Genomic DNA, 25,586 nt, shown 5'->3' with positions numbered 1-25,586 from the left:
TCGCTCCGCAGCGAAACCGGCCGTTACCCGCAAGATGCTGGGCTTCGACAGTCGGGCCAACAGAAGACCTTCGACCCTGAGGCGCGAACCTACTGCCCTACGACCGACCAGCCCGCTTGTTGGTTCGTCTTGTCGTTTTCGTACTCCCACCGCGTGCCGCAGGCGTCACAACGGTAGCTGGTGATGGTGACCGTGTGACCGCCGCTATCGCCATCGCTGCGCTCCGCCTTGCGACTGGACATCTGAACGAGTTCGGCATGCCCGGGCGCGCGGCGCCAGTTGCGCTGGATTGCGGCGCACGAGGCGCAGAGCACCAGCTTCTTCAGTTCGTCTCGTCGGTTGGATGCGTTCGTCATACGGCTTCTGCCTTCTCTCTATCGGGTCGACCATTCAATTGGCCCATGCTAGCAACATGACAGATTCCACTGGCCAGTCCGTCAGGGGCTCTCCCTTCGCATTTGCCCATGCGGCGCCGAGGACTGAACACGCGTCCGAAAAGTGCGACGCAAAAAGATGAGGTGACCCTCCGAACAGTGCTTGAAAGACGCTCTCCGAGGTGCTCGGCGACTAAATTCCGTCTCAGAATTCGGACGCAAGTTCTGAAGCGGCTTGCACGTGCTTTTCCTCGTAAGCCCGGACTTCGACTTGGCCGAATATTGAGACGTGGTGGCTCAATGGCGCTCCTAGGATGGGGCCATCGCATCAATCGACGTTACGGTGATCACGCGTTCCATGCACCAGTCGCCCCGTTTCGGGGCACCGATTGATGAACCGAGGAAACCATGTCAGCCACTCTCGAACTCGACTCCATCCGCCAGGAGTTTCCCGTCACCAAGCGGATGCTCTACCTGGACTCCGCGCACCAGACGCCGATGGCGACTTGCGTCCGCCAGGCGCTCGCGGAATTTCTCGCCGAAGGCAACGAAATGGCCGGGCCGAAGCCGGTATGGATGCGCCGCGTGGAGCGCGCTCGTGAGGACGTTGCTGCGCTGCTCAACGCGTCGCCCGGCGAGATCGCCTTCACCAAGAACACGTCTGAAGGACTGAACATCGCCGCCAATGCCGTTCCGCTCGCGAGCGGGGATACGGTCCTCATGCTCGAAGGCGACCATCCGAACAACGCCTATGCCTGGCTCAACCTCAAGCGCAAGGGCGTGGAGGTACGCTTCGTGAAGGTGGCAGACGATGAAATCGCGACGGCGGAAACCTTCGAGCGCTTCATCGACGCCACGACCAAGGTGATCTCGCTGTCTCACGTGACCTTCCATGCTGGCCAGCGGCACGATATCGCCAGCATCGGCCGTCTGTGCGCGCAAAAGGGCATCTACCTGGTTGTCGACGTGATGCAGTCGGTCGGCGTGGTTCCGGTCGACGTCAAGAAACTGGGCGTTTCTGTGCTCGCCGCCGGCTGCCATAAGGGTTTGCTGGTACCCCAGGGCCTGGGCATCCTCTACGTGAAGGCCGGCCTCGATGAGCTTCAACCGGCGTACCTGGCAATGAGCAGCCTGGCGAATCCCCCCGAAGACTACATAGCGCGGCCTGACGATCTTGCACCGCGCAAGGATGCGGGTCGCTTCGAGTTCGGCAACTACAACCTTCCGGATCTGCATGCCCTGTCGAGCTCGATCGGTCTCATTCAGAAGACCGGCGTCGAGCGAATCGAAGAGCATGTGCTCGCGCTCGGTGATCGGCTGATCGCCCAACTCGAAAAGCTCGACGTGCGCCTCGTTGGACCGCGCGCTCGTGCCAGCCGTGCGCACATCTACGTGATGGATCTGCCGGTTGCCGAGTGGCACGACTATTTCACGCAAAACCAGGTTCGCGTGTCGCCCGAGCGAGGCGGTGTTCGCATCTCCTTCGGCATGTTCAACACCGCCGAGGACGTTGACCAGGTTGTGTCGCTGATCGAGCAGCGCTTGAACCGAACCAGTCATCCGACCGCTGCGATACAGGTCGACTGAGCGCCATCCATTTCCATTGCCCGCAGGAGAATCTTCCATGAACTTGAAGTCGTCCTTTCTCACCATCGCAGCGGCAAGTCTGTTGGTTGCGAGCATGCCGACCTTCGCCCAGGCGGGCGGCGATACGCTGCAGAAGATCAAGGAAACCGGAGCGATCACGCTCGGCTACCGCGAGTCGTCCGTGCCGTTCTCATTCCTGGACAGCCAGCAGAAACCCGTTGGCATCTCGATGGACCTGTGCGCGGCCATCGTGGACAAGGTGAAGCAGCAGCTGAACCTGCCCAAGCTTGAAGTCAAGTACGTGGCGGTCAACTCGTCGAATCGCATCCCGCTGGTCGTGAACGGCACTGTCGACGTCGAGTGCGGTGGCACCGCGAACAATGCGGCGCGGCAGAAGCAGGTCGGCTTTTCCGTTGCGACCTTCGTCAGCCAGCCGCTTTGGCTGGTGCGCGTGGACTCCGGCGTGAAGAAGCCCACGGACCTCAAGGGCAAGACCGTCGTGGTCACGCAGGGCTCCAACGCCGTTGGCTTCGCGCGCAAGTTCAACGAAGAGCAGAAGATGGAGCTGGTGACGATCGCGGCCAAGGATCACGGCGAATCGATGCTCACGCTCGACAGCAACCGTGCTGTAGGCTGGCTCGAAGACGACATCCTGCTGGCGGGCGAGAAGGCCAACTCGCGCAACTCGGCATCGTTTGCCCTTGTGCCGGGCGGCTTCGACAACGTCTACTACGGCTTGATGCTGCGCAAGGACGATCCAGCGTTCAAAGCCCTGGTCGACGGCGTGCTCGGCAACCTCATGAAGAGCGGCGAGTACGACAAGCTCTACAAGAAGTGGTTCGAGTCGCCGATTCCGCCGCGCAACGTGAGTCTTTCCTTTCCGATGACGGAAAAGCTGAAGGAGCGAGTCAAGGCGCCCAGCGACAGGATCGACTGAAGAACCATCTGCAACTGACCGGAGCTCGGCGTGTTCGAAGTCCTTTTCGAAACAGTCCAGGACGGAGAGGAGCTGTATCTCACCTGGCTGCTCAATGGTTTGGCTTGGACGGTGGCTCTGGCGCTGGCAGGCTGGTGTTTTTCCTTCGTCTTGGGGGTGCTGGTCGGATGCTGCCGGACATCCTCCAACCGGGGCATAGCGCTGGCCGCGCGGCTCTATGTGGAGGTCTTCCGCAATATTCCAATCATCGTCCAGATGTTCCTTTGGTATTTCGTACTGCCGGAACTGCTACCAGCCGATCTCGGCAGCGCGATGATGAAGATGCCGCCCCCCTGGGGTGCGTTCGTTCCGGCCCTCATCGCGCTTTCGCTCTACACCGGAGCGCGCGTGGCCGAGCAAGTCAAAGCGGGTATCGAGGCGTTGCCCTACGGCCAGCGTTCAGCAGCCAGGGCACTCGGCATGAGCGAGCTGAGGGTGTATCGCACCATCCTGCTTCCGCAGGCGCTGCGAATCATCATGCCTACGCTGACCAGCGAGGTGATGGGCGTCTTCAAGAACACGTCCGTAGCTCTAACCATCGGGCTTCTCGAACTCACCGCCCAAGCCCGACAGATCAACGAGTTCACCTTCAAGACGTTCCAAGCCTTTGGCGCGGCAACCCTTCTCTATCTGCTGCTCGCTCTCTTCGTCTACGCAATCATGCATGGCTTGGAACGGCGCCTTCGCACGCCTGGCTCGGAACTCACGATCTCGCGGCGCCGCTTCTTCTTGCTGAGGAAGGAGGCTGCAAAGCCATGAATCACTTCGATTTCTCCGTGATTGCGCAGGCCTACCCGTTCCTGCTCAAAGGGTTGGTGTTCTCGCTGGAGCTCACCGCGGTCGGCTTCCTCGGGGGATTGGTGCTCGGTATCGGCTTGGCTCTTGTGCGGCACCTTGAAGTTCCGGTGGCATCGCAGCTCGCCAGCGCGTACATCACGCTGATTCGCTCAGTCCCGCTGATCATGGTGCTCTTCTGGTTCTTCTTCCTGATGCCGCTTGTGCTGATGTGGATGACAGGAGCTTCAAGGCCGGTGCAGATCGGACCCGTGTGGACGGCCTTCGTGACCTTCACATTGTTCGAGGCCGCCTACTACGCGGAGATCATCCGCGCCGGGTTCAAGTCGATAGCAAAGGGGCAGTATGGCGCTTGCAGGGCGTTGGGGATGTCCACGTGGCAGACCTATCGGCTGATCATCCTCCCGCAGGTCCTGCGGGTTGTCAGTCCGATCCTGCTCACGCAGACGATCATCCTGTTTCAGGACACGTCGCTCGTCTACGTGCTTTCCGTGACCGATCTCCTGGGTGCAGCGTCGAAGATCGCCCAACGTGATGGGCGCCTCGTCGAGATGTACCTGGCGGTCGCCGTGATTTACATGGTGCTTTGCTCGATCACGTCGCAACTCGTTGCCGTACTGAAGAATCGCTATGCAGTTCCAGGACGGCGCTAGAGTCCCAATAATCCGGTCATGAGCACATCGACCAGGAAGGCCAGGAAAACTTCGACAGCCGTCGCAGGAACGCCCGTCGAACGGCTGTTCGCGGTCCTCAACCTGGCGGCCAAGATGGGCATGATCTCCGCAGCCGATATCGTCTACCTCCTCGATCTGCCCAGGCCTACGGCTCACCGGATGATCGCCTCGCTGGAGGAACTGCAGTTTCTTCAGAAGATGCCGGTCAAGGGCAAGTACGCCGTCGCGCCCAAGCTGGTCGGATTGGCGACCTCGATCCTGAGCTCCACGATTGTCTACGCGCCCATCCAGGCGCTGTTGACCGCCGTTGCACAAAAGACCGGAGAGACCTGTGGGCTGGCACTGATGTCCTTCGGCGAGGTCGAGTACATCGCAAGCGTCATGGGCCAGTCGCCGCTCACGCTGCAGTTCCAGGCTGGGCAAAAGGCGCCGCTGCACTGCACGTCCAGCGGTCAGGTCTTTCTTGCAGCGTTGCCGCCGGATGAACTCGCAAAGTTCATGGCCTCCGGCCCCTGGGAGCCGCTGACGCCCAAGACCGTCACCGAACCGAAGGGGCTTCTCGAGCGCCTCCGAAAGGTGAAGAACCAAGGTTATGCGGCCAACGAGTCCGAGTACATCGTGGGCGTCGTCGGTGCCGCAGTACCCATACAGGGCACAGATGGCCAGGTCGTGGCGGCGCTCACGATTTCTGCGCCGAAGAGCCGACGCACGCTCGAGGAAGTCGTCGCGATGGTACCTACGTTGACGACCTACGCAGATCGGATCAGGCGGGCGATCCAACCTAGATAGGATCTCAGCGGTCTCGGCACCACCGGCCCGAATCCGGACACACACTGGCCCGTGCGCCGTTCACCCAGACTTGCTCTTCATCCAGTTGCAACGAGGTCGAAGGATCGATGTCGAAGTCGATCCGAAGTGCGCGCGCGACATCGGCATTCTCGATAGGAAGTTCCCAGGTCAGGAATACCTGGGTGCAATCCTGGTCGGGCGCGAAGTCGGCCACATGGAAGCCGCCGCTCCGGCGCTTGATGACGGCGTGCGGCTGGCCCGTATCGAATATCACAGCCGTACCCCTGGCAAGCGGGATTCGATGACCTGTAGCGGGGAAATGCAAGTCCAGACCCCGGTCCTCGCTCAGGAAGAGATTGCAGAAGGCCGCACCGCCATAGTGTGCGCCGTCATGGTGGTACTTCGCACCGCGGCAGGCCATGAGGGCTACGTCACAGGAGGCAAGCACCTCAGGCAGGCCGAGCGTGCGCGTCCAGTCGGACACCGCCTTCACGCAGTGCCTGTAGTCCGGCCAGCGCGCACGCGCTCGCGCCAGAGGCATTGCCTCGACGTCTCCGGGTTCCAGGCCCAAGCGCAACGATGTCTCCCTTTCCCAATCTGCCATCAGCCTTGCAGGGGGAGCAGGCACGTCGACCGTGCCAGACAGCACCACATCACTCACGCTTCGACTGCGGATGGCATCGCCACTCCAGAAATAGGAAGCAAGAAGGTCTCGCACGCGATGCGGTTGAGGGGGGTGGCTCATCCGACCAGTGTAGTAACCGGCGATGGATCGCCCATCGCAAGCAGCCGTGCTGCGGTTGACGCTGTTGTGGCAGGATGCGGCCAGAATCAGGCGATCGAACTCGCCGACTGCAACTCAACTTCCCGGCCTCTCCCATGCCCACGTTTCCGGACGACATCTACACCGAGCCTTCCAACCTGGATGGAAGAACCCTCTCCAACCTCGGTCCGCTGCGCAGGATGGCGGGCCTGTGGCAGGGCGAGAAGGGCGTGGACGTCAAGCCCAAGGCGCAGGGACCGAAGACGCAGGTCTATGGAGAGCACTACGACTTGCAGCCGATCGATCCCCAGACCAACGGCCCGCAAGTGTTGTATGGCCTGCGCTATCACACCTACATCCACAAGCCGGGCCTGACCAAGATGTATCACGATCAGGTCGGCTACTGGTTGTGGGAACCTGCCACCGGCACCGTCATGCACACACTGGCGATTCCGCGAGGCCAGGTAGCGATGGCGAGCGGCCAAGTGAAGGCGGACGCAGACCGCTTTGAACTCGTCGCCACGCGCGGGAGCCTCGTGAACGGCATCGTGTCCAACGCGTTCATCGAGCACGCTTTCACCACGCTGGAGTGGCGTATCGAGGTCGCGTTCAATGCCGATGGCACCTGGTCGTACAACCAAGATACCGTCATGCAGATCCAAGGGGTTGCCGAACCCTTTCATCACACCGACCGCAACACACTCACGAAGCTCGGTGAGCCGGCTCCCAATCCGTTGGCAATGCAGGATTGAGCGTCGCCGCCAGGATCGGTGGCGAATAGTCAGAATGCACCAAGCCCATTGCCCGTCGCTGCATTTCCCCCGGCTTGCGCTGATGGCGCTCGCGGTCGCTCTGCTGGGCGGCTGCGCTTCCGCGCCAGCTACAGCGCCATCGCAGCCATCAACAGCGCTCCCGACGCCCATGCCCGCGGCCGTGGACGACGCAGAGCTCCGCAAGCGGTTCGCACAGTGGGTCGCGGACTTCCGCGCGACCGCGCGCGCAGGAGGCATCGGCGAGGCCACGCTGCGCAGCGCATTCGACAGTGTCCAGTACCTGCCGCGCGTCATCGAACTGGATCGTGTGCAGCCCGAACTCACGCGCACGGTCTGGGACTATCTTGATAGAACCGTGACCCCCCAACGTGTTGCGGCGGGCCAGGACAAGCTCCTGCAGGTTCGCAACGAAGCCGAAGCGGCGGCCTCGCGCTACGGCGTCCCGCCCAGCATCGTGGTCGCCATCTGGGGCATGGAGAGCAACTACGGCAGCAATTACGGCAGTACCCCGACCATCGACGCGCTGGCGACGCTGGGCTTCGAGGGGCGTCGCGCGGACTGGGCGCGCGCTGAGTTGCTCGCGGCGCTGAAGATCGTCGACAACGGCGACATCGATCGCGAACACCTGGTCGGCTCCTGGGCCGGTGCCATGGGCCAGACCCAGTTCCTGCCGTCAAACTTCCTGGCCTACGCGGTGGATGCCGATGGCGATGGTCGGCGTGACATCTGGGGCAGCATGGCGGACGTGATGGCCTCGACCGCGAACTTCCTGTCGCGCGCGGGCTGGCAGGCGGACAAGCCTTGGGGCGTCGAGGTCCGGTTGCCGACTGGCTTCGACTACGGTCGGGCCGACACAGCCGTGCGCCAGTCCACGGCTCAATGGGCCGGCGAGGGGCTGCGAAGCGCGGACGGTCAGCCACTGCCGGAGTTTGCGGACGGCACGATCCTGCTGCCCGCGGGCGCTCGCGGGCCGGCCTTCCTGGTCGGATCGAACTTCCGAGCCATCTTGCGCTACAACAACTCGACCAGCTATGCGCTCGCGGTCGGCCTTCTTGCGCAACGCATGACTGGCGGCCCCGACGTGCAGTCCCCTTGGCCGCGGGATCTGGCCGCTCTCACGCGCAGCCAACTGATCGAGCTCCAGACCGCGCTCAATCAGCGTGGCTTTGCCAGCGGAGCGCCCGACGGCGTGATGGGGCCCGCCACCCGTGACGGCCTGCGCCGCTATCAACGCAGTGTCGGCTTGCCCGCGGACGGCTATCCGAGCGCAGAGTTGCTTCAGCGCCTGCAACAGCGCTAGCCGAGGTCTGCGAGCATAGTGCCGCGGCAATTGGGAGACCCGCAACGGCAGGGATAGTCCGAGGCCGGCGAGCCGTCGTCCGCTGTCAGGCAATAGTCGACGAACAGTTCGTCCCCCGCGTTCACGGGAGCGATCGTCTGGAACTTCAGCAACAACTGGCCTGCGTCGTCGTACTCCTCGACCGCCTCGCAGTTCGGGTCGCAGGCGTGATTCAGGTGCCGAGTGCCATTGCCTCCCTTGGCGCCATCGATGGTTTCCCGATTGGACAAGGTAAACAGGTAAGTGAGCTGGCCATCCCAGACCTTGGCGGCGATCTCCTGCTGTGAGTAGCGCCGGCCTTCGTAGATACCCAGCAATGCGAAAGCGGGCAACGCGCGTCGCGAAGGCGCCGAGGCCGTGGACTTCGCTGGGCCCCACCCTGAGGCAGGGGGTAGAGGAATGGTGTTTGCGAACCTTTGCCATGTGAGTCGGATTTGTAGACGGAGCCCGAACTTGCCGAAGGCTGTATCGGGTAGTTGAACAGGTTCTTTCTGAAGTCGCTCCAGATCGGCGGTTTCATCCGAACAGCTGGGCCGCGCGCCATGTTTGAATACTTTTGTATTGTTTCTTGCGCGCGCAAGGACTAAGCTGGCACCTGTCGGATGAAGATCAAAAAAGGAGGAACGATGACCAGCGTTCCATCGGCGCGCGCCTTGCGCGGCCTTGCTTATGCGTCCCTGGTGTTCCTGGCTTGGTGCGGCGGCGACGACGGAGGCGGCGGCAGAGCGCAGGGCGCCAACGCGGCGCCCGCGGACGTGTCCGCATCGAGCAGGCCGGCGCCGGGCGGAGAGCCTGCGATCCTGACCAGTCCGCCCCCCGGCACCAAATTCGCCAGCCGCAGCGCGACCTTCGTCTGGACCAACACCGGCGCCAACCAGTACGGCTTCGCGATCCAGTCGACCTCCTCGGCGACACCGGTGGTCGACACCGTGACCAGCGCGACCACGCTGACGGTGACAAACCTGCCCACGGACGGCGCGGGACTCGTGGTCCGGCTGCGCTCCCGATTCAAGGGAAAGTGGCTGCCATCCAACGAGTACAGCTTCACGGCAGCCGGATACACCGCGGCGCAGTCCACCGCTGCCGTCAAGCCCTGGTCCGATCCGATCGCGCTGCCGCTCGTGCCTGCCTCGGCCGCCAACCTGCCGGACGGCAAGCTGCTGCTGTGGGCGGCCCGCTCGCCCACCAGCTTCAGCTCGAGCAGCAACGAGGCCTACACCTACACCTCGGTGTTCGATCCCGCCACGCGATCGTCGAGCCCCCTGACAGTCACGGCCACGGGCCACCAGATGTTCTGCCCTGGCCTCAGCCTGCTGGCCGACGGCAGCGTGCTGGTCACCGGCGGCAGCGATGCGGTGAAGACCTCGATCTACGACCCGGCGCTGGGCGGCTGGGTGACGGGTGCGCAACTCGGGATCGCACGTGCCTACCAGTCCAGCACCACGATGTCCGACGGCTCCGTATTCACGGTCGGTGGTTCGTGGAACGGCGGACTGGGCGGCAAGTATGGCGAGGTGTGGTCGGCCAGCACCAGGACCTGGCGCACGCTGTCCGGCGTACCGGCCAACATGCCGGACGCGAGCAATGTCTCCAACCCGCCGCTGGCCGGCCCGGACGAGGCCGGGGTCTACCGAGGCGACAACCACATGTGGCTGTTCGGCGCCGCCGGCGGCTGGGTGTTCCACGCCGGTCCCGCCGCCGCGATGCACTGGATCGACACGCGCGACAGCGGCGCCATCCTGCAGGCCGGCCCGCGCAGCGACGACCCGTACGCCATGACCGCCAGCGCCGTGATGTACGACATCGGCAAGATCCTCAAGCTCGGCGGCGCGCCGAACCACGACAGCGGCAACGCCTTCAAGACCGCCTACATCATCGACATCAATGCGGGCGCGCCGAACCCACCCACGGTGCGCAAGGTCTCGCCCATGGCCTATGGCCGCACCTTCGTCAACAGCGTGGTGCTGCCCAACGGCGAGGTGCTTGTGATCGGCGGCCAGACGCAGCCCGTGACCTTCTCCGACTCCTACAGCGTGCTGGCTACCGAGCTGTGGAGCCCGGTGCTCGAGAGCTTCATCACCCTGCCGCCGATGCAGAGACCGCGCAACTACCACAGCGTGGCGTTGCTGCTGCTGGACGGACGCGTGCTGGCGGGCGGCGGCGGGCTGTGCGCCTGCCCTGCCGACCACCCGGACGCGGAGATCTACACGCCACCCTACCTGCTGGCGCCCGACGGAACGCCGGCACCCCGCCCGGCCATCACGGCCGCGCCGGCCACCGCCACATGGGGCAGCCAGATCGCCGTGGCCACCGACCGCGCGGCGGCCAGCTTTGCATTGGTGCGCATGGCGTCGGCCACTCACTCGGTCAACACCGACCAGCGTCGCATCCCGCTCTCCTTCACGGGCACGGCAGGCAACTACCAGCTGGGCATTCCGGCCGATCGCGGCGTGGTGCTGCCGGGCAACTACATGCTGTTCGCGCTGGACGGCAGCGGCGTGCCCAGCGTGGCGCGCACCATCAACATCCGCTAGTGGCCGGCGCGCTTCGCAAGCTGAGGCTCCCGATGGCGATGGCGATGGCGATGGCGATGGCGCTGGCGCTCGCAACCGCACTGGCCGCGGGCCTGGCGTGGCGCGAACCCACCGTGCCGGCCTCGGTGGCGCGCGGCGCGCGCCTGTTCGACGGCACCGAGCCGCTCGCCGGCACGCTGTCCGGCCACAGCGCGCCGCTGCCGGTCGCGGCGACGCGCTGCACCCAGTGCCACGCCGGCCCTGGCAAGTCCACCGCCGCGGCCTCCAATTTCGCGCCGCCGCTGGACCGGCGCCAGCTGCGCGAAGCCCGCCCGCGCCGGGGCGGCCCGCCCGTCGCGTACGAGCAGGCGTCCTTCTGCCGCACGCTGCGCACCGGCGTCGATCCGGCCCACGTCGTGTTGCCCCGAACCATGCCGCGCTTCGATGCCGACGATGGCCAGTGCGCGGCCTTGTGGGACTACCTGACGCAGGGCCGTCCCGAATGAACGCGCATCGCCCCCTCGTCCCATCCCGGGTTGCATCCCCCGGGCGCCGGCGCCTGCTTGCCGCCGGTGCGCTGGCGTGGCTGGGGGTGCCGCCGGCCGCCCGTGCCAACGCCGGCGTCGGCCCGGTGATGCCGGCCGTGGCGGCGCCGGCCTTGCCGCTGCGGCGTCACGACGGCGCCGCGCCGACGCTCGCGGCGCAGCTGCGCGGCGCCCCGACCGCCGTTCAATTGATGTTCACCGGCTGCAGCACGGTCTGCCCGATCCAGGGCGCCTTGTTCTCGGCGCTGCAGGCCGCGTTGCTGGCCGAGCGCGATGCGGCGGCGCGCCTGCTGTCGCTGAGCATCGACCCGCTGGCCGACGACCCCGCCGCCCTGAGCGCCTGGCTGCGGCGCTTCGGCGCCAGGCCCACATGGAGCGCGGCGGCGCCTGCCCCCGAGGCGCTCGACCCGATGCTCTCGCTGTTCAAGGGGGGCGCGGCCGCGGGCGACCGCCATACCGGCCAGGTTTATCTGTTCGATCGCCACGCTCGGCTGGTCTGGCGTACCAGCGAGCTGCCGCCGGCGGCCGAGGTCATGGCCGCGCTACGGCGCGTTGCGTAGCCGCAGCCTCAGGCCTACGGGCGACATCGTGAACGCCAGCCGCTCCTGCACTTCCATGCCGTCGGCGGTGGATACGTCCGCGATCTCGAACGCGCCGAGCAGCATGGCGGCCACCATCTTCATCTCCGACAGCGCGAGGTAGCGGCCAGGACAGGTGCGCGGCCCGGCGCCGAAAGGCATGGCGACCCGCTTGGCCGAGCCCGCGGCCCGGCCCGGGCCATCCCCGGCGAGCCAGCGTTCCGGCCGGAACGCCTCGGGATCGGCGAAATGCGCGGCATTCACGGCCCCGGGGCGCATCAGGCACATCACCGGCGTGCCGGCAGGCACTGCCACACCGTCCACCACGGTATCGCGCACGGCCTCCTGGATGAGGAGCGGGGCGACCGGCTTCAGCCGCATCGTCTCGTGCGCGCAGGCTTCCACGAAATCGAGCTGGCCCAGCTGCTCGTGGGTGGGATGCGATCCCTCGCCGATCACGCTGCGCACTTCCTCGGCGGCCCGTTGCGCGGCCTCGGGATGGCGATGCAGCAGCCAGATCATCCACGCCAGCGTGTTGGCCGTCGTGTCCTCGCCGGCCAGCAGCATGGTCAGCATGTTGCCGGAAACGTCCTCGTCGGTCAGCTCGGAGCCGGGCCGGTCGCGCTCGGCGACCATGGCTTCGATGAGGTTGCGGGGGTGCTCGCGCAGTTCAGGCTCGTCGGCGAGCCGTTGCCTCGCGGCGGCGATGAAGCCGTTCACGGCGCCGTGCACCGCCGCCAGATCCGCTTCCACCGCCCGGTCGCGCCGCGTCAGCCAGCGCGGCAGCGGCGACAGCACGCGCTTGGCCAGCGCGGGCAGCAGCTTGTCCAGGTGCTGCTGGATCACCTCCTCGTCCGACTCCAACGTGTTGATGTCCGTGCCGAAGGCCAGGCCCGCGGTCACGTCGACGGTGTAGCGCATCAGGTCCGCCTGCAGGTCGATCGGCTGTCCGGCCTCCGCGGCCCGGCGCCAGCGGCCCTCGAAACGCTGCGTGACCTTCACCAGCGTCGGATGGAAGGCCTTGATGTGGGTCGGGTCCAGGCCACGCAGCACCATGGGCCGGTGCCGCCTCCATTCGTCGCCGTTGATGGTGAACAGGCCATTGAAGCCCAGCGTGCGAGCCGCCGCGTTGAGCTTTGCGCCGCGCTGGAATCCGTCGGGCCGGTCGCGCAGCACCGCGGCGACCGTCCCCGGGTTGGAGATGACGACGAACTCGCGGGAGGCGATGCGGAAGCGGTAGGTCTCGCCGTACTCGCGCGCCCACTGCTCGACCTTCTGGTGCAGGCGTTCGCGCTCGATCTGGAGGGCATTGCCCAGCAGAGGCAGGCCGCGCGGCCCCGGCAGCTCGCGAATACGCCGCAGAGGTGCATCCGCACGCGGTCCATCGGTGGTGATCGCCATGTCGGTCCCTTCGTGCGCCGGCGCGCTAAAAGCGCGGCATCTTATCTCGCCACGGGAGGCCATTCAGAAGCCGAACTGGAAGAGCTGGTTGTTCAGCCAGCGCCGCAGCACGTCCACGGGCCGCGGCGCGAGCGCCTGCTGCAGCCGCGGGGCCACGCCACGTTCCATGCGCAGCACCGGCCGATCGGCGCCCTGGGCGCACGCGACGAAGCCCATGCGCTGCATGAAGCGAATCATCCGGCGGTTGGAAGACGGCACCTCGCCGACAAGCCGGTGCAGGCCGGCATCGCGCGCCGCTTCGAGCAGGCGATCGAGCAATTGCTCGGCCAGCCCCTGGCCCTGCCAGAAGTCGGCCACGACAAGCGTCAGCTCCGCGCAGTCGCCGTCCGCGCCGACGTCGTAGCGCGCCTCCCCGATCACCTCCTCGTCGTGGTCCAGCCTCAGCGTGGCGACGAAGCCGGCATGGCGAACGCCGTCCACGTTGACCAGATCCAGCAGCATGGCCGGCGAGCAGGCACCGAAGCCGCGGCCGAAGCGCTCGTAGCGCGACGCGGCCGACAGCCTGGCGACGAAGCCGCCGAAGCGCTTCGCGTCGTCGGAGCGCAGGGAACGGATCTGGGCCGGTACGCCGTTGCGCAGCCGCACGTGCCGAGGCAGTCCCACGGCACGCCGCGTCGCGGCGATGGCTGCGGCCGGGGTGGTGTTCAGCTTGAGCATGGGGCTATTCCGTTGGCTGGTGAAAAGGAGTGCCAAGCTTCTCGCGCCGCGCCCTTCCAGTCCTTAAGTAGTACTGAAGCGTGCTGAAGCCCGCTTCAGGCGGCCGCCGGCCTCCCGAATTCAGAACGCTTAAGGGCCGAATTCATGACGCCGCGGCCGCCTTCGGCGACAGTCTCGGCACGGACCCGGCCGGGTCCACCGATCCGCCCACGAACCATGGCCTTGAATGCACCGCGTTATGTCTGCTTGTCCGACCTTCACCTCGGCGCCGCCTACAGCACCCTGACCTACGCCGACGCGCAGGGACGGCCCGATCCCGGCCGCCCCAGCGACACCCAGATCGCCTTCGGCAGCGCCTTGCGCCAGCTGCTGTCCACCATGGACGGCCCGCCCCCGACACTGATCCTGCTGGGCGACGTGCTCGACATGGGCCTGTCGCCGATGGGCGACGTGGCGGCGGCCTTCCGGTGCTTCGTGGAGACGGTGATGCAGGACGGCGGCCGTCCGGTGTTCGCCCCGCGCGTGCTGTACGTGCCCGGCAACCACGACCACCATCTCTGGCGCATCGCACAGGACCAGCAGTTCCAGGACGCGCTGCAGCAGGGCCGCATCGAGGACGACCTGATCAAGCACACCGCGCTGTTCGAGGACGCTGTAGAGGGAGACGTGGCCGGTGCCGCCCGGATCGCTTCGTCGATGCTGACGCGGCTCGTGGCCGGCTGCCCGGGCCTGGCCGACGCGCGGGTGGACATCGCCTACCCGAATCTCGGCCTGCTCGATGCGTCGCGCCGCCGCTGCGTCGTGCTGCACCACGGGCACTACATCGACCCGATGTACCGGGTGATGACGATCCTGAATGCGCAGGCTCCGGGCCGGAGCGCGGGACGCAACCCCGACACCGTGACGATCTCGGACCTGGAGGGCCAGAACGGCGCCTGGGTCGACTTCATGTGGTCCGACCTCGGCAGTTCCGGCATGACCGGGGCTGGCGCCGGCAAGCTCTACGAGGTGATGCGCGATGCCGCCGCATCGCATGACTTCTCGCAACGGCTGGCCGCCCTGCTGGTGGCCAAGCTCGACCAGAACTTCGGCATGAGCGGGAGCATGGACGTGTTCCAGGGCATCACGGTCAGCCAGCTCGTGCTCGGCACGCTCGACGCCACGCTGGGCCGGGGCGCCGAGTCGCAGCGCGACGGCTATGCCGAAGTGATGAGCGCCGACGACGTGGCGGACCTGCGCTGGTACCTGTCGGGGCCGGTGAAGCTGCAGCTCGAGCAGGCCGGGCTCAAGCCGTCGGAGCTGGATTTCAGCTTCGTCTTCGGCCACAGCCACAAGCCTTTCGAGGACGAGCTGCCGGTGGCCGGCTTCGACCGGCCGGTCGGCATCTTCAACACCGGCGGCTGGGTGATGGACCAGCCCACCATGACCACCACGCAGGGCGCCTCGGCCATGTTCATCGACGATGCGCTGAACGTCGCGTCGCTGCGCCTGTTCAACGATCCGGTGAACGGGCGCATGCCCCCCGTGCACGCACGCGGCATCGGCGGTTTCCGCGACCGCGACAACCCGATGCTGGCGGCGCTGGCCGCCGGCATCGAACGCACGGCACCGGCCTGGGCGGCGTTCTCGCGCAACGCGCAACAGGCCACGCAGAGCCGCGCCACGCTGCTGCTCGACGAATTCTTCACCGCCTCGGTCGCGGTGATTGCGGACGCACGGGCCGAGATGCAGGCCCGGGCAAAGACGATGGCAAAGGCGAACGCATGACGATGAAGCCCATTTCCCGCTCACTCGACGAGATCGCCTCGCACTACACGGTGGTCGTGGTGGGTTCCGGCTATGGCGCCGGCGTGGCGGCTTCGCGCCTCGCGCGTGCCGGCCAGACGGTCTGCGTGCTGGAGCGCGGCCGCGAGATCCTGCCCGGCCAGTTCCCGAACGACATCGCCACCGCGCAGGCCGACATGCAGATCGACGGTGCGCGCGGCAAGCTCGGCGCGCCCGACGGCCTGTACAACCTGCACCTGAACGACGACATGCTGGCGATGGTGGGCTGCGGCCTGGGCGGCACCTCGCTGATCAATGCCAACGTCGCGCTGGAGATCGATCCGCGCCTGTTCGACGCGACGCCCTGGCCGGCCGAGTTCCGCCGCGACCCGAAGCTGCTCGATCCCTACATCGCACGCGCCCGGCAGATGCTCGACCCCTCGCCCTATCCCGAGGATTCGGAAGACTTCCCGCCGCTGAACAAGCTGCTGGCGCTGCAGAAATCGGCCGCGGCGATGAAGAAGCCGTTCAAGCGCCCGCCGATCGCGGTGAACTTCGTCGACCAGGTGAACCCGTTCGGCGTGACGCAGCCGCGCTGCAACCTGTGCGGCGATTGCACCAGCGGCTGCAACGTGGGTGCGAAGAACACCACGCGCATGAACTACCTGCCCGACGCGCACGGCCACGGCGCGCAGATCTTCACGGGCGCGCGGGTCAGCCACGTCGAGCGCGACGGCGCGCGCTGGCGCGTGTTCTTCGACGAGGTTGGCTTGCGGGGTCCGGACGGCCCGGCCGCGCAGGGGGCCGCTGGCCGGCGCAGCGTCAGCGCCGATGTGGTGATGCTCGGCGCAGGCGCCCTGGGCTCGACCGAGATCCTGCTGCGCTCCAAGGCGCACGGCCTGCCGCTGTCGGACCGGCTCGGCCAGCGCTTTTCCGGCAACGGCGATGTGCTCGCCCTGGGCTACAACAGCTACTGGCAGTCCGGCACCGATGCGGAGGGCCAGGCGGTCCAGCGCAAGATCAACGGCGTGGGCACGGGGCGCAACGAGGTCGCGCCGGCCGATCTGCCGGGGCCGTGCATCACCGGCGTGATCGACATGCGCCAGACGCCCGAGGTGGGCGACGGGCTGGTGATCGAGGAGGGCGTGATCCCCGGCGCGCTGGCTCCGCTGCTGACGCCGGCGCTGTTCTTCGCCGACGCCATGCTGGGCGGCGAGTTCGCGTACGGCGCCACCCAGGCCAAGTCCCGCCTGCTCGATGCCCAGGCCCTGGGCGAGGCGGTACAGGGCGACCCCGGCAGCCTGACCCAACTGGCCTACAGCGGCGCGGTGGCCCGCACGCAGACCTACCTGGTGATGAGCGTGGACGAGGCGGCCGGCCGCCTGCACCTCGAGGACGACCGGCTGCGCATCGACTGGCCGAACGCCGGCGCCAGCCCCACGATCGCCAGGGACGAGGCGTGGCTGAAGGCTGCCAACGACGCGGTCCAGGGCCAGTTCATCCCGAACCCGCTGTCGGCCGAATCGCTCGGCCGCAAGCTGATCACCGTGCACCCGCTCGGCGGCTGCGGCATGGGCGACAGTGCGCGCGATGGCGTGGTCAACCACCAGAGCCAGGTGTTCTCGGGCAACGACGGCGAGGCGGTGCACGAGGGCCTGTACGTCTGCGACGGCGCGGTGCTGCCGGGCGCGGCAGGCGTGAATCCGCTGCTGACCATCACCGCGCTGGCCGAGCGCGCCTGCCAGAACCTGTGCGACGCGCGAGGCTGGGCGATCGAGCTCGGCCTGAAGCCACGCCAGATCTTGCCGGCGCGCAGCAGCGCATCCTCGCCTCCAGCCGCGCCTCCTTCGGGCCTGCTGGAGCGCCTGGAGCGCGAGATCTCGTCGATCGCGCATGACGCCGAAGCGCTGCTCCAGAGCGTGACCGGGAATCTCGAAACAGGCGCCATCGAGCTGGCGAAGTACGCGATCAAGAAGCTCATCGAGAAGGATCCGGCGCTGCTCAGCCCGAGCTTCCAGTTCACCGAAACCATGCATGGCTGGATCAGCACCGACGCGGTGGTCGCGCGCCCCGACGCGGCGCGCCGCATCGCCGACGACTACGAAGTCGCCTGCGCCTGGGGCCGCGTGCGCAACCAGACGATGTGCTTCGAGCTGACCATCCATACCCACGACCTGCACGCGATGGTCTCGGACCCGACCCACGCCGCAACCATCTCCGGCACCGTCACCTGCCCGGCGCTGTGGCACGAGCCGATGCCGGTGGTGAGCGGCGTGTTCCACCTGCTGCCGGCCGATGCGCAGCGCGTGGAAACCTGGACCATGACCTACGAGATGATGCTGCAGCGCGGCGACTCGCGGCTGCGCTTCAAGGGCCACAAGCTGCTGCACCAGCGGCCCGGGTCCTCACCCTGGACCGACACCACCACGCTGTTCGTGCGCGTGCACGACGTGGAAAGCGCCGAGAGCCCGCTGGTCGCGCAGGGCATCCTGACGCTCGACCTCGACGATCTCCTGTGGCAGGCCTCCTCCATCAAGCTCGAGCCGCCCGCGAACCTGCTGGGTGAGGTGGAACAGCAGGTGCCGGCCGCGCGCGACGCCATCAACGCCGCCTACCTGGCCAAGTTCGGCGGCTTCTTCGCCACGACGCTGTTCCGCGCCTACGGCGGACTGCTGGCGGACCTGAACAACTTCCCGGCGCTCGACCTCCCCCAGCTGCAGCGGCGCGCATTGCACGCACCGGTGCCGGTGCCGCACAGCGTGGACGTCGGCGACGGCTTCCGGATCAAGCTCACCCGCTATGCCGGCGGCGCGCGCGGGCCGGTGGTGCTGGCGCCGGGCTTCTCGGTGCGGGCGTCGTCCTTCGCCACCGACACGGTGGAGCAGAACCTGGTGGAAGCGCTCTGTGCGCGCGGCTGGGACGTGTGGCTGTTCGATTACCGGGCCAGCCCCGATTCCGGCAGCCCGATCGCCCCCTTCACCATCGACGACATCGCCCGCATCGACTGGCCGGCCGCGGTGCGCTTCATCCTGGAGGCCACGGGCGCACGGGATCTGCAGGCGATCGCGCACTGCGTCGGTTCGATGAGCCTGCTGATGGCCTTGCTCGACGGCATGACCGGCGTGCGGTCGATCGTCTCCTCGCAGCTGACGCTGCATCCGGTGACGAACTGGCTCAACTACGCCAAGGCCGATCTCGGCCTGGCCCGGCTGCTGGAAGGCTATGCACCGCTGGAGGACCGCTTCGACAGCGTGCCCGGCACCACCGACCTGGACCGCGAAATCGACACGCTCGCCTGGAAGGTGCCCATTCCCGCCGGCGAGGAATGCAAGAACCCGCTGTGCCGCCGCGTGTTCTCCATCTTCGGCCCCTCGTATGCGCATGCGCAGCTGAACAACGCCACCCACACGGCGCTGGCGGAAATGTTCGGCTGCGTGTCACTGCGCCCCTTCGAGCAGCTGAGCCTGATGATGCAGCAGGCCAAGGCGGTGGACAGCGAGGGGCGCGACGTCTACGTCGTGCCGGAGAACGCGCCGCGGCTGGCGCTGCCGATCAGCTTCGTGGCCGGCGCCGGCAACCAGCTCTTCTTCCCGGAAACCTGCATCCGCACGCAGAGCTGGCTGTCGGCCTTCAACGACCCGGCGCTCTACACGCGCCACATCTTCGACGGCTACGCCCACATGGACCTGTTCATCGGGCGCGATGCGGCGCGGGACGTCTTCCCCTACCTGATCACGCAGCTCGAACGTGCGGACCCGAGGCAGCGTTGAGAAGGTGCCGCTCGGACACCAGCGCCATGATGGCGTCCTCGTCGAGCCCGGCCCCTTCGAGGCGCCAGGCCTCGATGCTGGCCGCCGGATGCGAGGCACCGATGAGCGCCAGGGCGGCCGCCATCGCGCGGTCGTCGCTGGGCGAGCGCCGCTCGCCGCGCCGCTGGCGCGCGGCGTCGTCGCAGCCGATCAGCAACGCGGCCTCGCGCAGCCGGCCCTGGCGCGCCGCCAGCAGCGCCAGCATGCCCGCGAAGTGGCGCAGCCCGACCGAACGGCGGCAATGCGGCAGGCTTCGAAGCACCTGGGCCTGGGCCTCCTCGAGCGCGCCCTGACCGGTCAGCGCATGCGCGTACCAGTTCAGCGCGAAGGCCATCATCTGCGCATCGGCCAGCGGCGAGCGCTGCAAATGGTCGATGAGCCCGCGGAACTGGGCCACCGCCTCGTCGACATGCCCCAGTTCGTGATGCATGGCAGCCAGGTTGTTGAGCACATGGAACAGCGTGCGCGCGTTGCCCTCCGACCGCACCAGCGGCAGCGCCTGGGAGAAGGCAGACAGCGCCTGGACGGGCTGGTCCTGGTAGCGCCGCACCATGCCCGTGCAGTACAGCCAGGTGCCCTTGAAGGGGCGCAGGCCGGGTTGCTCGACCAGCTCGCGGCATTGCGCCAGCCTGCGCTCGGCGCTGTCGAAATCGCCGCTCACGGCCGCCACGTAGGCGTTCGAGCACAGGGTGAGGGCCAGCAGGCCGTGCGGCGGCTGCCGCTCGAAGATGTCGCAGGCCCGGTCGAGCAGTTGCATCCGCCGCTGCGCGCTGATGCCGCCGTGCAGCCCGACCAGCGCCAGGCCGAGGCTGAACTCGGCCACCACCTGCGCCGGCGTGGCCTCGTCGATCAGGGGCTCGGCCATCAGCATCCAGCGCAGGCATTCGGGGTAGCGGCCTGCCTGGTACATCAGCACCGCGGCGATGTTCACCAGGTCGAGCGCCAGCGCGGCATCGCCGCCGGGGCCGCAGGCCCATTCGATCGCGCTGCGCAGGTTGTCGATCTCGGGGCTGCAGGCCAGCACCCACTGGTCCACCGTCTCGGCGCCCAGGTGGCCGGCACGCACGCGCCGGTCGAGCGCCGACTGCATGCAGCGCGCATGCCATTGTCGCAGGCTGTCCCATTCGGAGGCCGCCTCGAGCTGCTCGCGGGCGTAGACGCGGGCCGTCTCCAGCAGGCGGTAGCGCGGCACCGGGCCGGCATCGACCACGACGATCGACTTGTCGACCAGGTTGCCGAGATGGTCCAGCACGGCCCAGATATCGATGCTCTCGTCGGACGCCACCTGCTGCGCCAGTTCGAGGCCGAAGCCGCCGACGAACACGCCGAGCCGGCGGAACACCTTCTGCTCATCCGGGCTCAGCAGCGCATGGCTCCAATCGAGCGTGGTGCGCAGGGTGCGATGGCGCGAAGGCGCATCGCGCACGCCGCTCTTCAGCACATGCAGGCGCTGGGCCAGGTGCTGCCGCACGCCCTGCACGCCCAGGAGCGGCACGCGCGCGGCGGCGAGTTCCAGCGCCAGCGGCAGGCCGTCGAGCTCGCGGCAAATGTCCACCACCGCGTCCAGATTGCCTTCGTCGAGCCGGAAGCCCGGCTGCATGGCGCCGACGCGAGCCACGAACAGGGCCACCGCGCCATGCGTCGCCGCGTCGGCCAGGACGGCATGGTCCGGCACTGCCAGGGCGCCGAGCCGGACCGGCCGCTCGGTGGCCAGCTTCAAGGGCTCCTGGCTCGTGACCAGGACATGCAGCTTGGGCACGGCTTCGAGCAAGTAGCCCACGAGCGCAGCCACGGGCTCGATCAGGTGCTCGCAGTTGTCCAGCACCAGCAGTTCGTGGCCGCGCAGACGTTCGGCCAGCTCGACGCTCGCGTCGGCCCGGCCGGGCAGGTTGATGCTCAAGGCGAGCGCCACCGCGCCGGGCAGCGCGGCCGGGTCCGAGATGGAGGCCAGCTCCACCATCCAGGCGCCGTCCCGGAAGTCGTGCGCCACCTGGCGGGCGGCGGCGCGGGCCAGGCTGGTCTTGCCGATGCCGCCCGGCCCCAGCAGGCTGAGCAGCCGATGCTGCTGCAGCACCAGCTCGCGCAGCATCGCCAGCTCGGCATCCCGGCCCAGCAAGGGGGGCAGCAGGGCAGGCAGGTTGCCGGTGTCCGAGCGCAGGGCCCTGGCGGCAGATGCCATGGGAGCGCCCCTGGGACTCGATGCGGGCGCCCCGGCGCTCGCGGCAACCGCGGCGACCGCGGCCAAAGCGGGCAGGGCGTCCAGCGCGGCGGCGAAGCGATAGCCGCGGCCCGGAATCGTGACGATGGCTTTGGGCCCCAGCAGCTTGCGCAGCGCGCTCACATGCACCTGGAGGTTGTTTTCCTCCACCACCAGGTTCGGCCACACCATCTCGAGCAGCTCGTTCTTGGTCAGCATCCGCTCGCGGTGCGCGATCAAGGCCGAAAGCACATCGAAGGCGCGGCTCCCCAGGTTGGCGGGCTGGCCCCCTACCAGCAGTTGCCGGGTGGAAGGGCGCAATTCGATATTGTCGAAGCGGTAGATCGAATCAGTCGGAAGCAAAGCGACCTCAAAGCGGTATGAACACAGGCAAAGCCAGGGTTGTAACCGCGTCGGTCGAAAGTAACAACTGCGGTAACAATTTTTGTCGATGCCCGGCTACTTCGAGTTGAGTCTGGCGGCCGTGTCCCCCGTCCCAATCCAGCGGCTGATCTTGGTGTCGTCTTTCCACGTAAAGACCTGCACCCATTCGGACTCGTGCATCTTGCCATCCGGGAGCGCCCTGCTCTTTACGCGGCCGAGGACCGTCACGTGGTTGGGCCCTTCGAGGAACTCGCGAGGCTCGAACTCCTGAATCTCATCGGCCTGCGCGAGCTTTCCGAAGAATTCGGCCACCTGCTGCTTGCCCTTGCAGGTTCCGCCATAGGGCGTACCGGTTTCCGGACTGCCCAAGAATCGCCATTCCACGTCATCTGCAAGGAGCGCGAGGAGCGCAGGAATATCGCGGCTGGCGAACGCTGCGTAGCCTTGCTTCGCAATCTCGGTGGGGGTACCCATGGCGCGTCTCCTTGTGGGTTGAAAGGGCGAATAGTTTAGTGCTACAAGTGCAAGATGCAACGCCGCGCTGCGGTTAAGCGTTTCGCTGGCACCGGTGAGCTACTTCCTTGCGCATGCATGGGCTGTTCGAATCGCGGCCGAGATAGTGACCAGGCCGCAGGTCACATCGGGCAGCGCCGCGGGTGGTGGGTTCGTCGTGACGTCGGGGCGATTCACGGACGAGGCGCGCGAGTTCGCCAAGGGACGCAATGCCAAGTTGATTTGGGTGGCGATGTGCTCTTCGAGTTGATCCGATCGGCGCGTGGAGCAGGGCTCGACGAGCGCTCATGGAGTGCTGAAGCAAAGCCCCAGCCTGAAGCGACGGACACCAGCAGCGCATCGGCAACGCCTGTATGCCCACGATGCGCGGGGCACATGGTGCGAAGGACCGCGAGGAAGGGCGCGCATGTGGGCGAATCTTTCTGGGGATGCGCTGCGTTTCCCAAATGCAGGGGCACTGCATGAGCGCCGGTCGAGGTCGCGCGTGAAGAAGCTGATGGACGGTGCGGAACATCCATGCGCGGCTGGACAAGGGCGCTTGAGCGATTCGCTGTGTCGGCGCCGAGATTGAATCTCGGCGAACGTCCGATGAAGAGATTGGAAAGACCGCCGCTGATTCAACCTTCGACAAGGAAACTTGGCAGCAGCCTGGCTGCACTCTGCAGAAGCTCGAACTCGTCATCAGACAGCGGCAGGGACGCCATGTCGAAATGGCTCAGCGTGCCCCACAGCTCGCCGGCAGCTGTCACCAGCGGAACGCTGTGATACGAGACGACCACGCCTTGATAAGGATGGCCTTCGAGCCTTGGGTCAGCCGCCGAGTCGTCTGTTCCTGAACGAGCTGTCCCGAAGAACAAACTGACAGAAGCTTTTGTCGAAGGGCACTGCAGCAAGGTACTCGGGCCGTATCTTCCCCGCCTTGGAGGAGGCGGAAATGATGGATACCCGAAGTCCAGGTGTCGCTGGGCTCACTGATTTGACGCCTACGCGCTCTTCCGCTGAGGCTGGGCAGCCGCTGCTCGCGTGACTGCTACGCGCTCGCGCGCATCGGCTCCAGGAATTCCGTCAACAGAGAGTTCACGAGCTCCGGCTCCTCGTGGTGAACCCAGTGCGTAGCGCCTGGGATGTGAACCACATCGCCGCGTTCACAGTAGGCAATACCGGCCTCTGCAAATCCATGTTCCAAGGCGCTATCACCATCACCCCAAATTACCCTGGCGGGGGTTTGAATACGGCAGGTTTGAGGCTTGGCGAGCGGCATAGCACGGTACCAGTTGAGCATCGTGGTCAGAGCACCTTCCTCTGACCAGGCGCTTCGGTAGTGGGCGAGCATGGCATCGCTGAACGTGCCAGGTCGGCTCGTGCGCGTGAGCGCCAAGCTCAGCGCCGCGTACTCGTAGGCACTCAGCAAGATTTCGGACAGCCATGGAACTTGGAACAGGGCCACGTAGGCGCTTCTTGCAAGCTGTATAGGATGAGTGAGTGCGAATGAGGTGAAGGTCGCCGGGTGCGGTGCGTTGAGAATGGCAACGCCAATCAACTGGTCCGGGTTTCTGGCGGCGAGATGCCAGGCGACCATGCCTCCCCAGTCACTCTCAGGGCTGCGACAAAACTGCCAATCCGGGCGTTGCGAAAACATAGTCGCAGCGAATGGGACTCCAGTAATGCATCTCTCGCGGACGCTCGAGTATCTCCGGAAGGCGCGACTCGTACGCTTTGCGGTATGCCCGACCCATCTGGATCCGAAGGAAGTCTTCCCTGTCGATCCAGGTCTCGTATAGCGTGAACTCGCAAGGGTCTGCTGGATCCTGGTGCAGCATGGTATTGATGAAGGTTTTCTCGTGGCGCATTGCATCGAGGACTGGCGTTACCAGGGCGACGTACTCTTGCTCATGGCCGGGCTTCACGCGATTGCGCACTATGACGACGAACTGCGACATGGCCGATCTTCCCTAATAAAGTGTGGCATCCGGGACGTTCTAGGTGCGCCAGCGTCTGCCGTCCGTTCGTTAACGCACTCAGCGCGTTCCGAGGTGCCTTCTTGATGTCAGGAATGCGCCGTGCTCCGATTCCACGGCGCCAGTTCAAAGCTTCGTGACATCCACCGCTCTATGCCCGAGATGACGGATGCATCACTGCGACCGAACACGCCGATGTCCGACAGAGGCAACCCAAGGCGATGAAGGACCTGCGCCAAGCCTTTTCCGTCGATACACCGCACCTCGTACGTGCGCTCAGCGTTGGTTTCATTTTCGCTCTCGAAGTGAAGCCAGCACTCACGATGAAAAAGCTGCTTTCCCACCAAGAGAGTGCCCGTTTTTGCATCGTAGCCAGTGAACAGATGCCACCTGTCCTGCAGCCGATTGCGAGAGATGCCCACGTACAGGATGACTTGGTCGTCGCCAGCCACCAGGTAGAGATAGGGCCTCAACGCCTCCCATGCCGCTTCGTCGAGAATTTCGTACCGGGCTCGGAGGAAGGGTCCGCCGGCTTGCGGGCCCTTGGAGACGTCGCGCTTCCAGCGTCTGTCGCCAAGGCTGCTGATGCGGATGACGGGTGTTGCCGCCAGGAATATCTGTCGAGCGTCGTCGACTGCAGATGAGGTCATGAGGAGCCTAGGCGCCGCAGGTAGCAGCGACACCAAGTGGTAGCACTTTGTTGGGGCGTGCAGTGTCGGCGGTCGCCGCCATTCCCAAATCCTTTTGGCCTTCGACTGCCTACTTCTTGGGCAAACGTAGAAGAAAGCACGTCTTGTAAGGTTCGATTGGATGTAGGAGTATTCCTACCAATCAATCGCTACCTTGGTTGTGGAGAATCCAAATCCTTACTCTGTTCACCCCCCAGGACCACCGGCGCGCGCAAAGGAGTCCGTCGTGATTGCTTCTCCCGCATCCACTGGCTATGAGTTGCTCTTCCGCTCTCTCATTTCCACTCGTCGCGCCTATGTCTTTCCGTGCGACGCGGTCGGTCATGTCGATATGGACTCACTCTCCGAGCGCGCGCGCGACAACTACCTGTATGCGCGAGCGGTCATGGGAATGGAAGTTGAATGGCCTGACGTCCGGCCAACGACGTCGCACTGAAGCGGTCCGTAC

The 25,586-nt window shown here is 66.2% G+C and carries 25 protein-coding genes; 14 read left to right on the top strand and 11 right to left on the bottom strand.

The features are described from left to right. Positions 1-89 precede the first annotated feature (89 nt). Positions 90-356 (bottom strand): hypothetical protein, encoded by a 267-nt coding sequence (locus ACSQ9A_RS24725; RefSeq protein WP_093103801.1) that lies wholly within the window; start codon positions 354-356, stop codon positions 90-92. Positions 357-839: 483 nt separating this feature from the next. On the opposite strand from ACSQ9A_RS24725, the gene ACSQ9A_RS24720 reads away from it, so the two are divergent. From ACSQ9A_RS24720 to ACSQ9A_RS24700, 5 genes are read left to right on the top strand one after another with little or no spacing between them, the layout of a single operon-like run. After that, positions 840-1,961, top strand: coding sequence for an aminotransferase class V-fold PLP-dependent enzyme (locus tag ACSQ9A_RS24720; RefSeq protein ID WP_436305574.1), 1,122 nt, complete (start codon positions 840-842; stop codon positions 1,959-1,961). 37 nt (positions 1,962-1,998) lie between these two features. Next, a complete protein-coding gene (locus ACSQ9A_RS24715; protein ID WP_436305573.1) occupies positions 1,999-2,898 on the top strand; it encodes a transporter substrate-binding domain-containing protein in 900 nt (299 codons plus the stop codon). A 30-nt stretch (positions 2,899-2,928) separates the two neighbouring features. Beyond that, positions 2,929-3,696 carry an amino acid ABC transporter permease gene (locus ACSQ9A_RS24710; RefSeq protein ID WP_436305572.1) on the top strand — a complete coding sequence of 256 codons (768 nt, stop codon included), beginning with the start codon at positions 2,929-2,931 and terminating at the stop codon, positions 3,694-3,696. Then, positions 3,693-4,385: an amino acid ABC transporter permease gene (locus tag ACSQ9A_RS24705; protein WP_436305571.1), complete on the top strand. Its 693-nt coding sequence runs from the start codon at positions 3,693-3,695 to the stop codon at positions 4,383-4,385. Before ACSQ9A_RS24710 ends, ACSQ9A_RS24705 begins: the two co-directional genes overlap by 4 nt. 18 nt (positions 4,386-4,403) lie before the next feature. Further along, positions 4,404-5,195: an IclR family transcriptional regulator gene (locus ACSQ9A_RS24700; protein ID WP_436305570.1), complete on the top strand. Its 792-nt coding sequence runs from the start codon at positions 4,404-4,406 to the stop codon at positions 5,193-5,195. Positions 5,196-5,199: 4 nt separating this feature from the next. On the opposite strand, the gene ACSQ9A_RS24695 is transcribed toward ACSQ9A_RS24700, so the two are convergent. After that, entirely contained in the window at positions 5,200-5,940 is a 741-nt protein-coding gene (locus ACSQ9A_RS24695; protein WP_436305569.1) for a hypothetical protein, read from the bottom strand. Between the two features lie 134 nt (positions 5,941-6,074). Here ACSQ9A_RS24695 and ACSQ9A_RS24690 point away from each other — a divergent pair, with 134 nt between their 5' ends. Both ACSQ9A_RS24690 and ACSQ9A_RS24685 read left to right on the top strand, forming a co-directional pair. After that, complete coding sequence (locus ACSQ9A_RS24690; protein WP_436305567.1) at positions 6,075-6,710, top strand: FABP family protein; 636 nt, start codon at positions 6,075-6,077, stop codon at positions 6,708-6,710. A 34-nt stretch (positions 6,711-6,744) separates the two neighbouring features. After that, positions 6,745-8,031 carry a lytic murein transglycosylase gene (locus ACSQ9A_RS24685; protein ID WP_436305566.1) on the top strand — a complete coding sequence of 429 codons (1,287 nt, stop codon included), beginning with the start codon at positions 6,745-6,747 and terminating at the stop codon, positions 8,029-8,031. On the opposite strand, the gene ACSQ9A_RS24680 is transcribed toward ACSQ9A_RS24685, so the two are convergent. Further along, on the bottom strand, positions 8,028-8,387 hold the full coding sequence (locus ACSQ9A_RS24680; RefSeq protein ID WP_436305565.1) for an SET domain-containing protein: 360 nt from the start codon (positions 8,385-8,387) through the stop codon (positions 8,028-8,030). The two genes, ACSQ9A_RS24685 and ACSQ9A_RS24680, sit on opposite strands and share 4 nt — an antisense overlap. Positions 8,388-8,696: 309 nt before the next feature. On the opposite strand from ACSQ9A_RS24680, the gene ACSQ9A_RS24675 reads away from it, so the two are divergent. From ACSQ9A_RS24675 to ACSQ9A_RS24665, 3 genes are read left to right on the top strand one after another with little or no spacing between them, the layout of a single operon-like run. Further along, a complete protein-coding gene (locus ACSQ9A_RS24675) occupies positions 8,697-10,604 on the top strand; it encodes a galactose oxidase-like domain-containing protein (RefSeq protein ID WP_436305564.1) in 1,908 nt (635 codons plus the stop codon). 32 nt (positions 10,605-10,636) lie between these two features. Then, complete coding sequence (locus ACSQ9A_RS24670; RefSeq protein WP_436305563.1) at positions 10,637-11,089, top strand: hypothetical protein; 453 nt, start codon at positions 10,637-10,639, stop codon at positions 11,087-11,089. Continuing rightward, the gene (locus ACSQ9A_RS24665; protein WP_093103818.1) at positions 11,086-11,688 is read left to right on the top strand and encodes an SCO family protein; all 603 of its coding nucleotides are present in this window, start codon (positions 11,086-11,088) and stop codon (positions 11,686-11,688) included. The genes ACSQ9A_RS24670 and ACSQ9A_RS24665 overlap by 4 nt, the downstream gene beginning before the upstream one ends. On the opposite strand, the gene ACSQ9A_RS24660 is transcribed toward ACSQ9A_RS24665, so the two are convergent. Continuing rightward, on the bottom strand, positions 11,671-13,107 hold the full coding sequence (locus ACSQ9A_RS24660; RefSeq protein ID WP_436305562.1) for a cytochrome P450: 1,437 nt from the start codon (positions 13,105-13,107) through the stop codon (positions 11,671-11,673). The genes ACSQ9A_RS24665 and ACSQ9A_RS24660 overlap by 18 nt on opposite strands. Positions 13,108-13,170: 63 nt before the next feature. Continuing rightward, positions 13,171-13,824 carry an N-acetyltransferase family protein gene (locus tag ACSQ9A_RS24655; protein WP_436305561.1) on the bottom strand — a complete coding sequence of 218 codons (654 nt, stop codon included), beginning with the start codon at positions 13,822-13,824 and terminating at the stop codon, positions 13,171-13,173. A gap of 246 nt (positions 13,825-14,070) precedes the next feature. On the opposite strand from ACSQ9A_RS24655, the gene ACSQ9A_RS24650 reads away from it, so the two are divergent. Both ACSQ9A_RS24650 and ACSQ9A_RS24645 read left to right on the top strand, forming a co-directional pair. Next, on the top strand, positions 14,071-15,591 hold the full coding sequence (locus ACSQ9A_RS24650; RefSeq protein ID WP_436305560.1) for a hypothetical protein: 1,521 nt from the start codon (positions 14,071-14,073) through the stop codon (positions 15,589-15,591). Positions 15,592-15,593: 2 nt separating this feature from the next. Then, positions 15,594-19,358: an alpha/beta fold hydrolase gene (locus tag ACSQ9A_RS24645; protein WP_436305559.1), complete on the top strand. Its 3,765-nt coding sequence runs from the start codon at positions 15,594-15,596 to the stop codon at positions 19,356-19,358. Here the strand turns inward: ACSQ9A_RS24645 and ACSQ9A_RS24640 are convergent. Together ACSQ9A_RS24640 and ACSQ9A_RS24635 are read right to left on the bottom strand one after the other, a co-directional pair. Beyond that, positions 19,321-21,915: a winged helix-turn-helix domain-containing protein gene (locus tag ACSQ9A_RS24640; protein ID WP_436305558.1), complete on the bottom strand. Its 2,595-nt coding sequence runs from the start codon at positions 21,913-21,915 to the stop codon at positions 19,321-19,323. The genes ACSQ9A_RS24645 and ACSQ9A_RS24640 overlap by 38 nt on opposite strands. A gap of 138 nt (positions 21,916-22,053) precedes the next feature. Further along, positions 22,054-22,452 carry a nuclear transport factor 2 family protein gene (locus ACSQ9A_RS24635; RefSeq protein ID WP_436305557.1) on the bottom strand — a complete coding sequence of 133 codons (399 nt, stop codon included), beginning with the start codon at positions 22,450-22,452 and terminating at the stop codon, positions 22,054-22,056. Positions 22,453-22,506: 54 nt separating this feature from the next. Between ACSQ9A_RS24635 and ACSQ9A_RS24630 the strand changes: the two genes are divergently transcribed. After that, positions 22,507-22,956, top strand: a complete 450-nt coding sequence (locus ACSQ9A_RS24630; protein ID WP_436305556.1) for a topoisomerase DNA-binding C4 zinc finger domain-containing protein — start codon at positions 22,507-22,509, stop codon at positions 22,954-22,956. Between the two features lie 152 nt (positions 22,957-23,108). Here the strand turns inward: ACSQ9A_RS24630 and ACSQ9A_RS24625 are convergent, their stop codons facing one another. The 4 genes from ACSQ9A_RS24625 to ACSQ9A_RS24610 all read right to left on the bottom strand — a co-directional run bounded on the left by ACSQ9A_RS24625 (position 23,109) and on the right by ACSQ9A_RS24610 (position 25,099). After that, complete coding sequence (locus ACSQ9A_RS24625; protein WP_436305555.1) at positions 23,109-23,384, bottom strand: GAF domain-containing protein; 276 nt, start codon at positions 23,382-23,384, stop codon at positions 23,109-23,111. A 137-nt stretch (positions 23,385-23,521) separates the two neighbouring features. Beyond that, positions 23,522-24,070 carry an alpha/beta fold hydrolase gene (locus ACSQ9A_RS24620; protein WP_436305554.1) on the bottom strand — a complete coding sequence of 183 codons (549 nt, stop codon included), beginning with the start codon at positions 24,068-24,070 and terminating at the stop codon, positions 23,522-23,524. 16 nt (positions 24,071-24,086) lie between these two features. Next, complete coding sequence (locus tag ACSQ9A_RS24615) at positions 24,087-24,431, bottom strand: putative quinol monooxygenase (protein WP_436305553.1); 345 nt, start codon at positions 24,429-24,431, stop codon at positions 24,087-24,089. A 107-nt stretch (positions 24,432-24,538) separates the two neighbouring features. Next, entirely contained in the window at positions 24,539-25,099 is a 561-nt protein-coding gene (locus ACSQ9A_RS24610; protein WP_436295281.1) for a hypothetical protein, read from the bottom strand. A gap of 265 nt (positions 25,100-25,364) precedes the next feature. Here ACSQ9A_RS24610 and ACSQ9A_RS24605 point away from each other — a divergent pair, with 265 nt between their 5' ends. After that, positions 25,365-25,574 (top strand): hypothetical protein, encoded by a 210-nt coding sequence (locus tag ACSQ9A_RS24605; RefSeq protein ID WP_436305552.1) that lies wholly within the window; start codon positions 25,365-25,367, stop codon positions 25,572-25,574. Positions 25,575-25,586: the final 12 nt, after the last annotated feature.

Source organism: Variovorax sp. LjRoot290 (assembly GCF_964253985.1).
Taxonomy (GTDB): Bacteria; Pseudomonadota; Gammaproteobacteria; order Burkholderiales; family Burkholderiaceae_C; genus Variovorax.
The sequence above is the reverse complement of the archived record's forward strand: the minus strand, read 5'-3'. Positions and strand labels throughout refer to the sequence as shown.

Bases quoted from the DNA above. Each gene is read 5' to 3' on its own strand.
- ACSQ9A_RS24725 (WP_093103801.1), bottom strand. From the start codon at position 356: ATGACGAACGCATCCAACCGACGAGACGAACTGAAGAAGCTGGTGCTC.
- ACSQ9A_RS24720 (WP_436305574.1), top strand. From the start codon at position 840: ATGCTCTACCTGGACTCCGCGCACCAGACGCCGATGGCGACTTGCGTC.
- ACSQ9A_RS24715 (WP_436305573.1), top strand. From the start codon at position 1,999: ATGAACTTGAAGTCGTCCTTTCTCACCATCGCAGCGGCAAGTCTGTTG.
- ACSQ9A_RS24705 (WP_436305571.1), top strand. From the start codon at position 3,693: ATGAATCACTTCGATTTCTCCGTGATTGCGCAGGCCTACCCGTTCCTG.
- ACSQ9A_RS24700 (WP_436305570.1), top strand. From the start codon at position 4,404: ATGAGCACATCGACCAGGAAGGCCAGGAAAACTTCGACAGCCGTCGCA.
- ACSQ9A_RS24695 (WP_436305569.1), bottom strand. From the start codon at position 5,940: ATGAGCCACCCCCCTCAACCGCATCGCGTGCGAGACCTTCTTGCTTCC.
- ACSQ9A_RS24690 (WP_436305567.1), top strand. From the start codon at position 6,075: ATGCCCACGTTTCCGGACGACATCTACACCGAGCCTTCCAACCTGGAT.
- ACSQ9A_RS24685 (WP_436305566.1), top strand. From the start codon at position 6,745: ATGCACCAAGCCCATTGCCCGTCGCTGCATTTCCCCCGGCTTGCGCTG.
- ACSQ9A_RS24675 (WP_436305564.1), top strand. From the start codon at position 8,697: ATGACCAGCGTTCCATCGGCGCGCGCCTTGCGCGGCCTTGCTTATGCG.
- ACSQ9A_RS24670 (WP_436305563.1), top strand. From the start codon at position 10,637: ATGGCGATGGCGATGGCGATGGCGATGGCGCTGGCGCTCGCAACCGCA.
- ACSQ9A_RS24665 (WP_093103818.1), top strand. From the start codon at position 11,086: ATGAACGCGCATCGCCCCCTCGTCCCATCCCGGGTTGCATCCCCCGGG.
- ACSQ9A_RS24660 (WP_436305562.1), bottom strand. From the start codon at position 13,107: ATGGCGATCACCACCGATGGACCGCGTGCGGATGCACCTCTGCGGCGT.
- ACSQ9A_RS24655 (WP_436305561.1), bottom strand. From the start codon at position 13,824: ATGCTCAAGCTGAACACCACCCCGGCCGCAGCCATCGCCGCGACGCGG.
- ACSQ9A_RS24645 (WP_436305559.1), top strand. From the start codon at position 15,594: ATGAAGCCCATTTCCCGCTCACTCGACGAGATCGCCTCGCACTACACG.
- ACSQ9A_RS24635 (WP_436305557.1), bottom strand. From the start codon at position 22,452: ATGGGTACCCCCACCGAGATTGCGAAGCAAGGCTACGCAGCGTTCGCC.
- ACSQ9A_RS24630 (WP_436305556.1), top strand. From the start codon at position 22,507: ATGCAACGCCGCGCTGCGGTTAAGCGTTTCGCTGGCACCGGTGAGCTA.
- ACSQ9A_RS24620 (WP_436305554.1), bottom strand. From the start codon at position 24,070: ATGGTCGCCTGGCATCTCGCCGCCAGAAACCCGGACCAGTTGATTGGC.
- ACSQ9A_RS24615 (WP_436305553.1), bottom strand. From the start codon at position 24,431: ATGTCGCAGTTCGTCGTCATAGTGCGCAATCGCGTGAAGCCCGGCCAT.
- ACSQ9A_RS24610 (WP_436295281.1), bottom strand. From the start codon at position 25,099: ATGACCTCATCTGCAGTCGACGACGCTCGACAGATATTCCTGGCGGCA.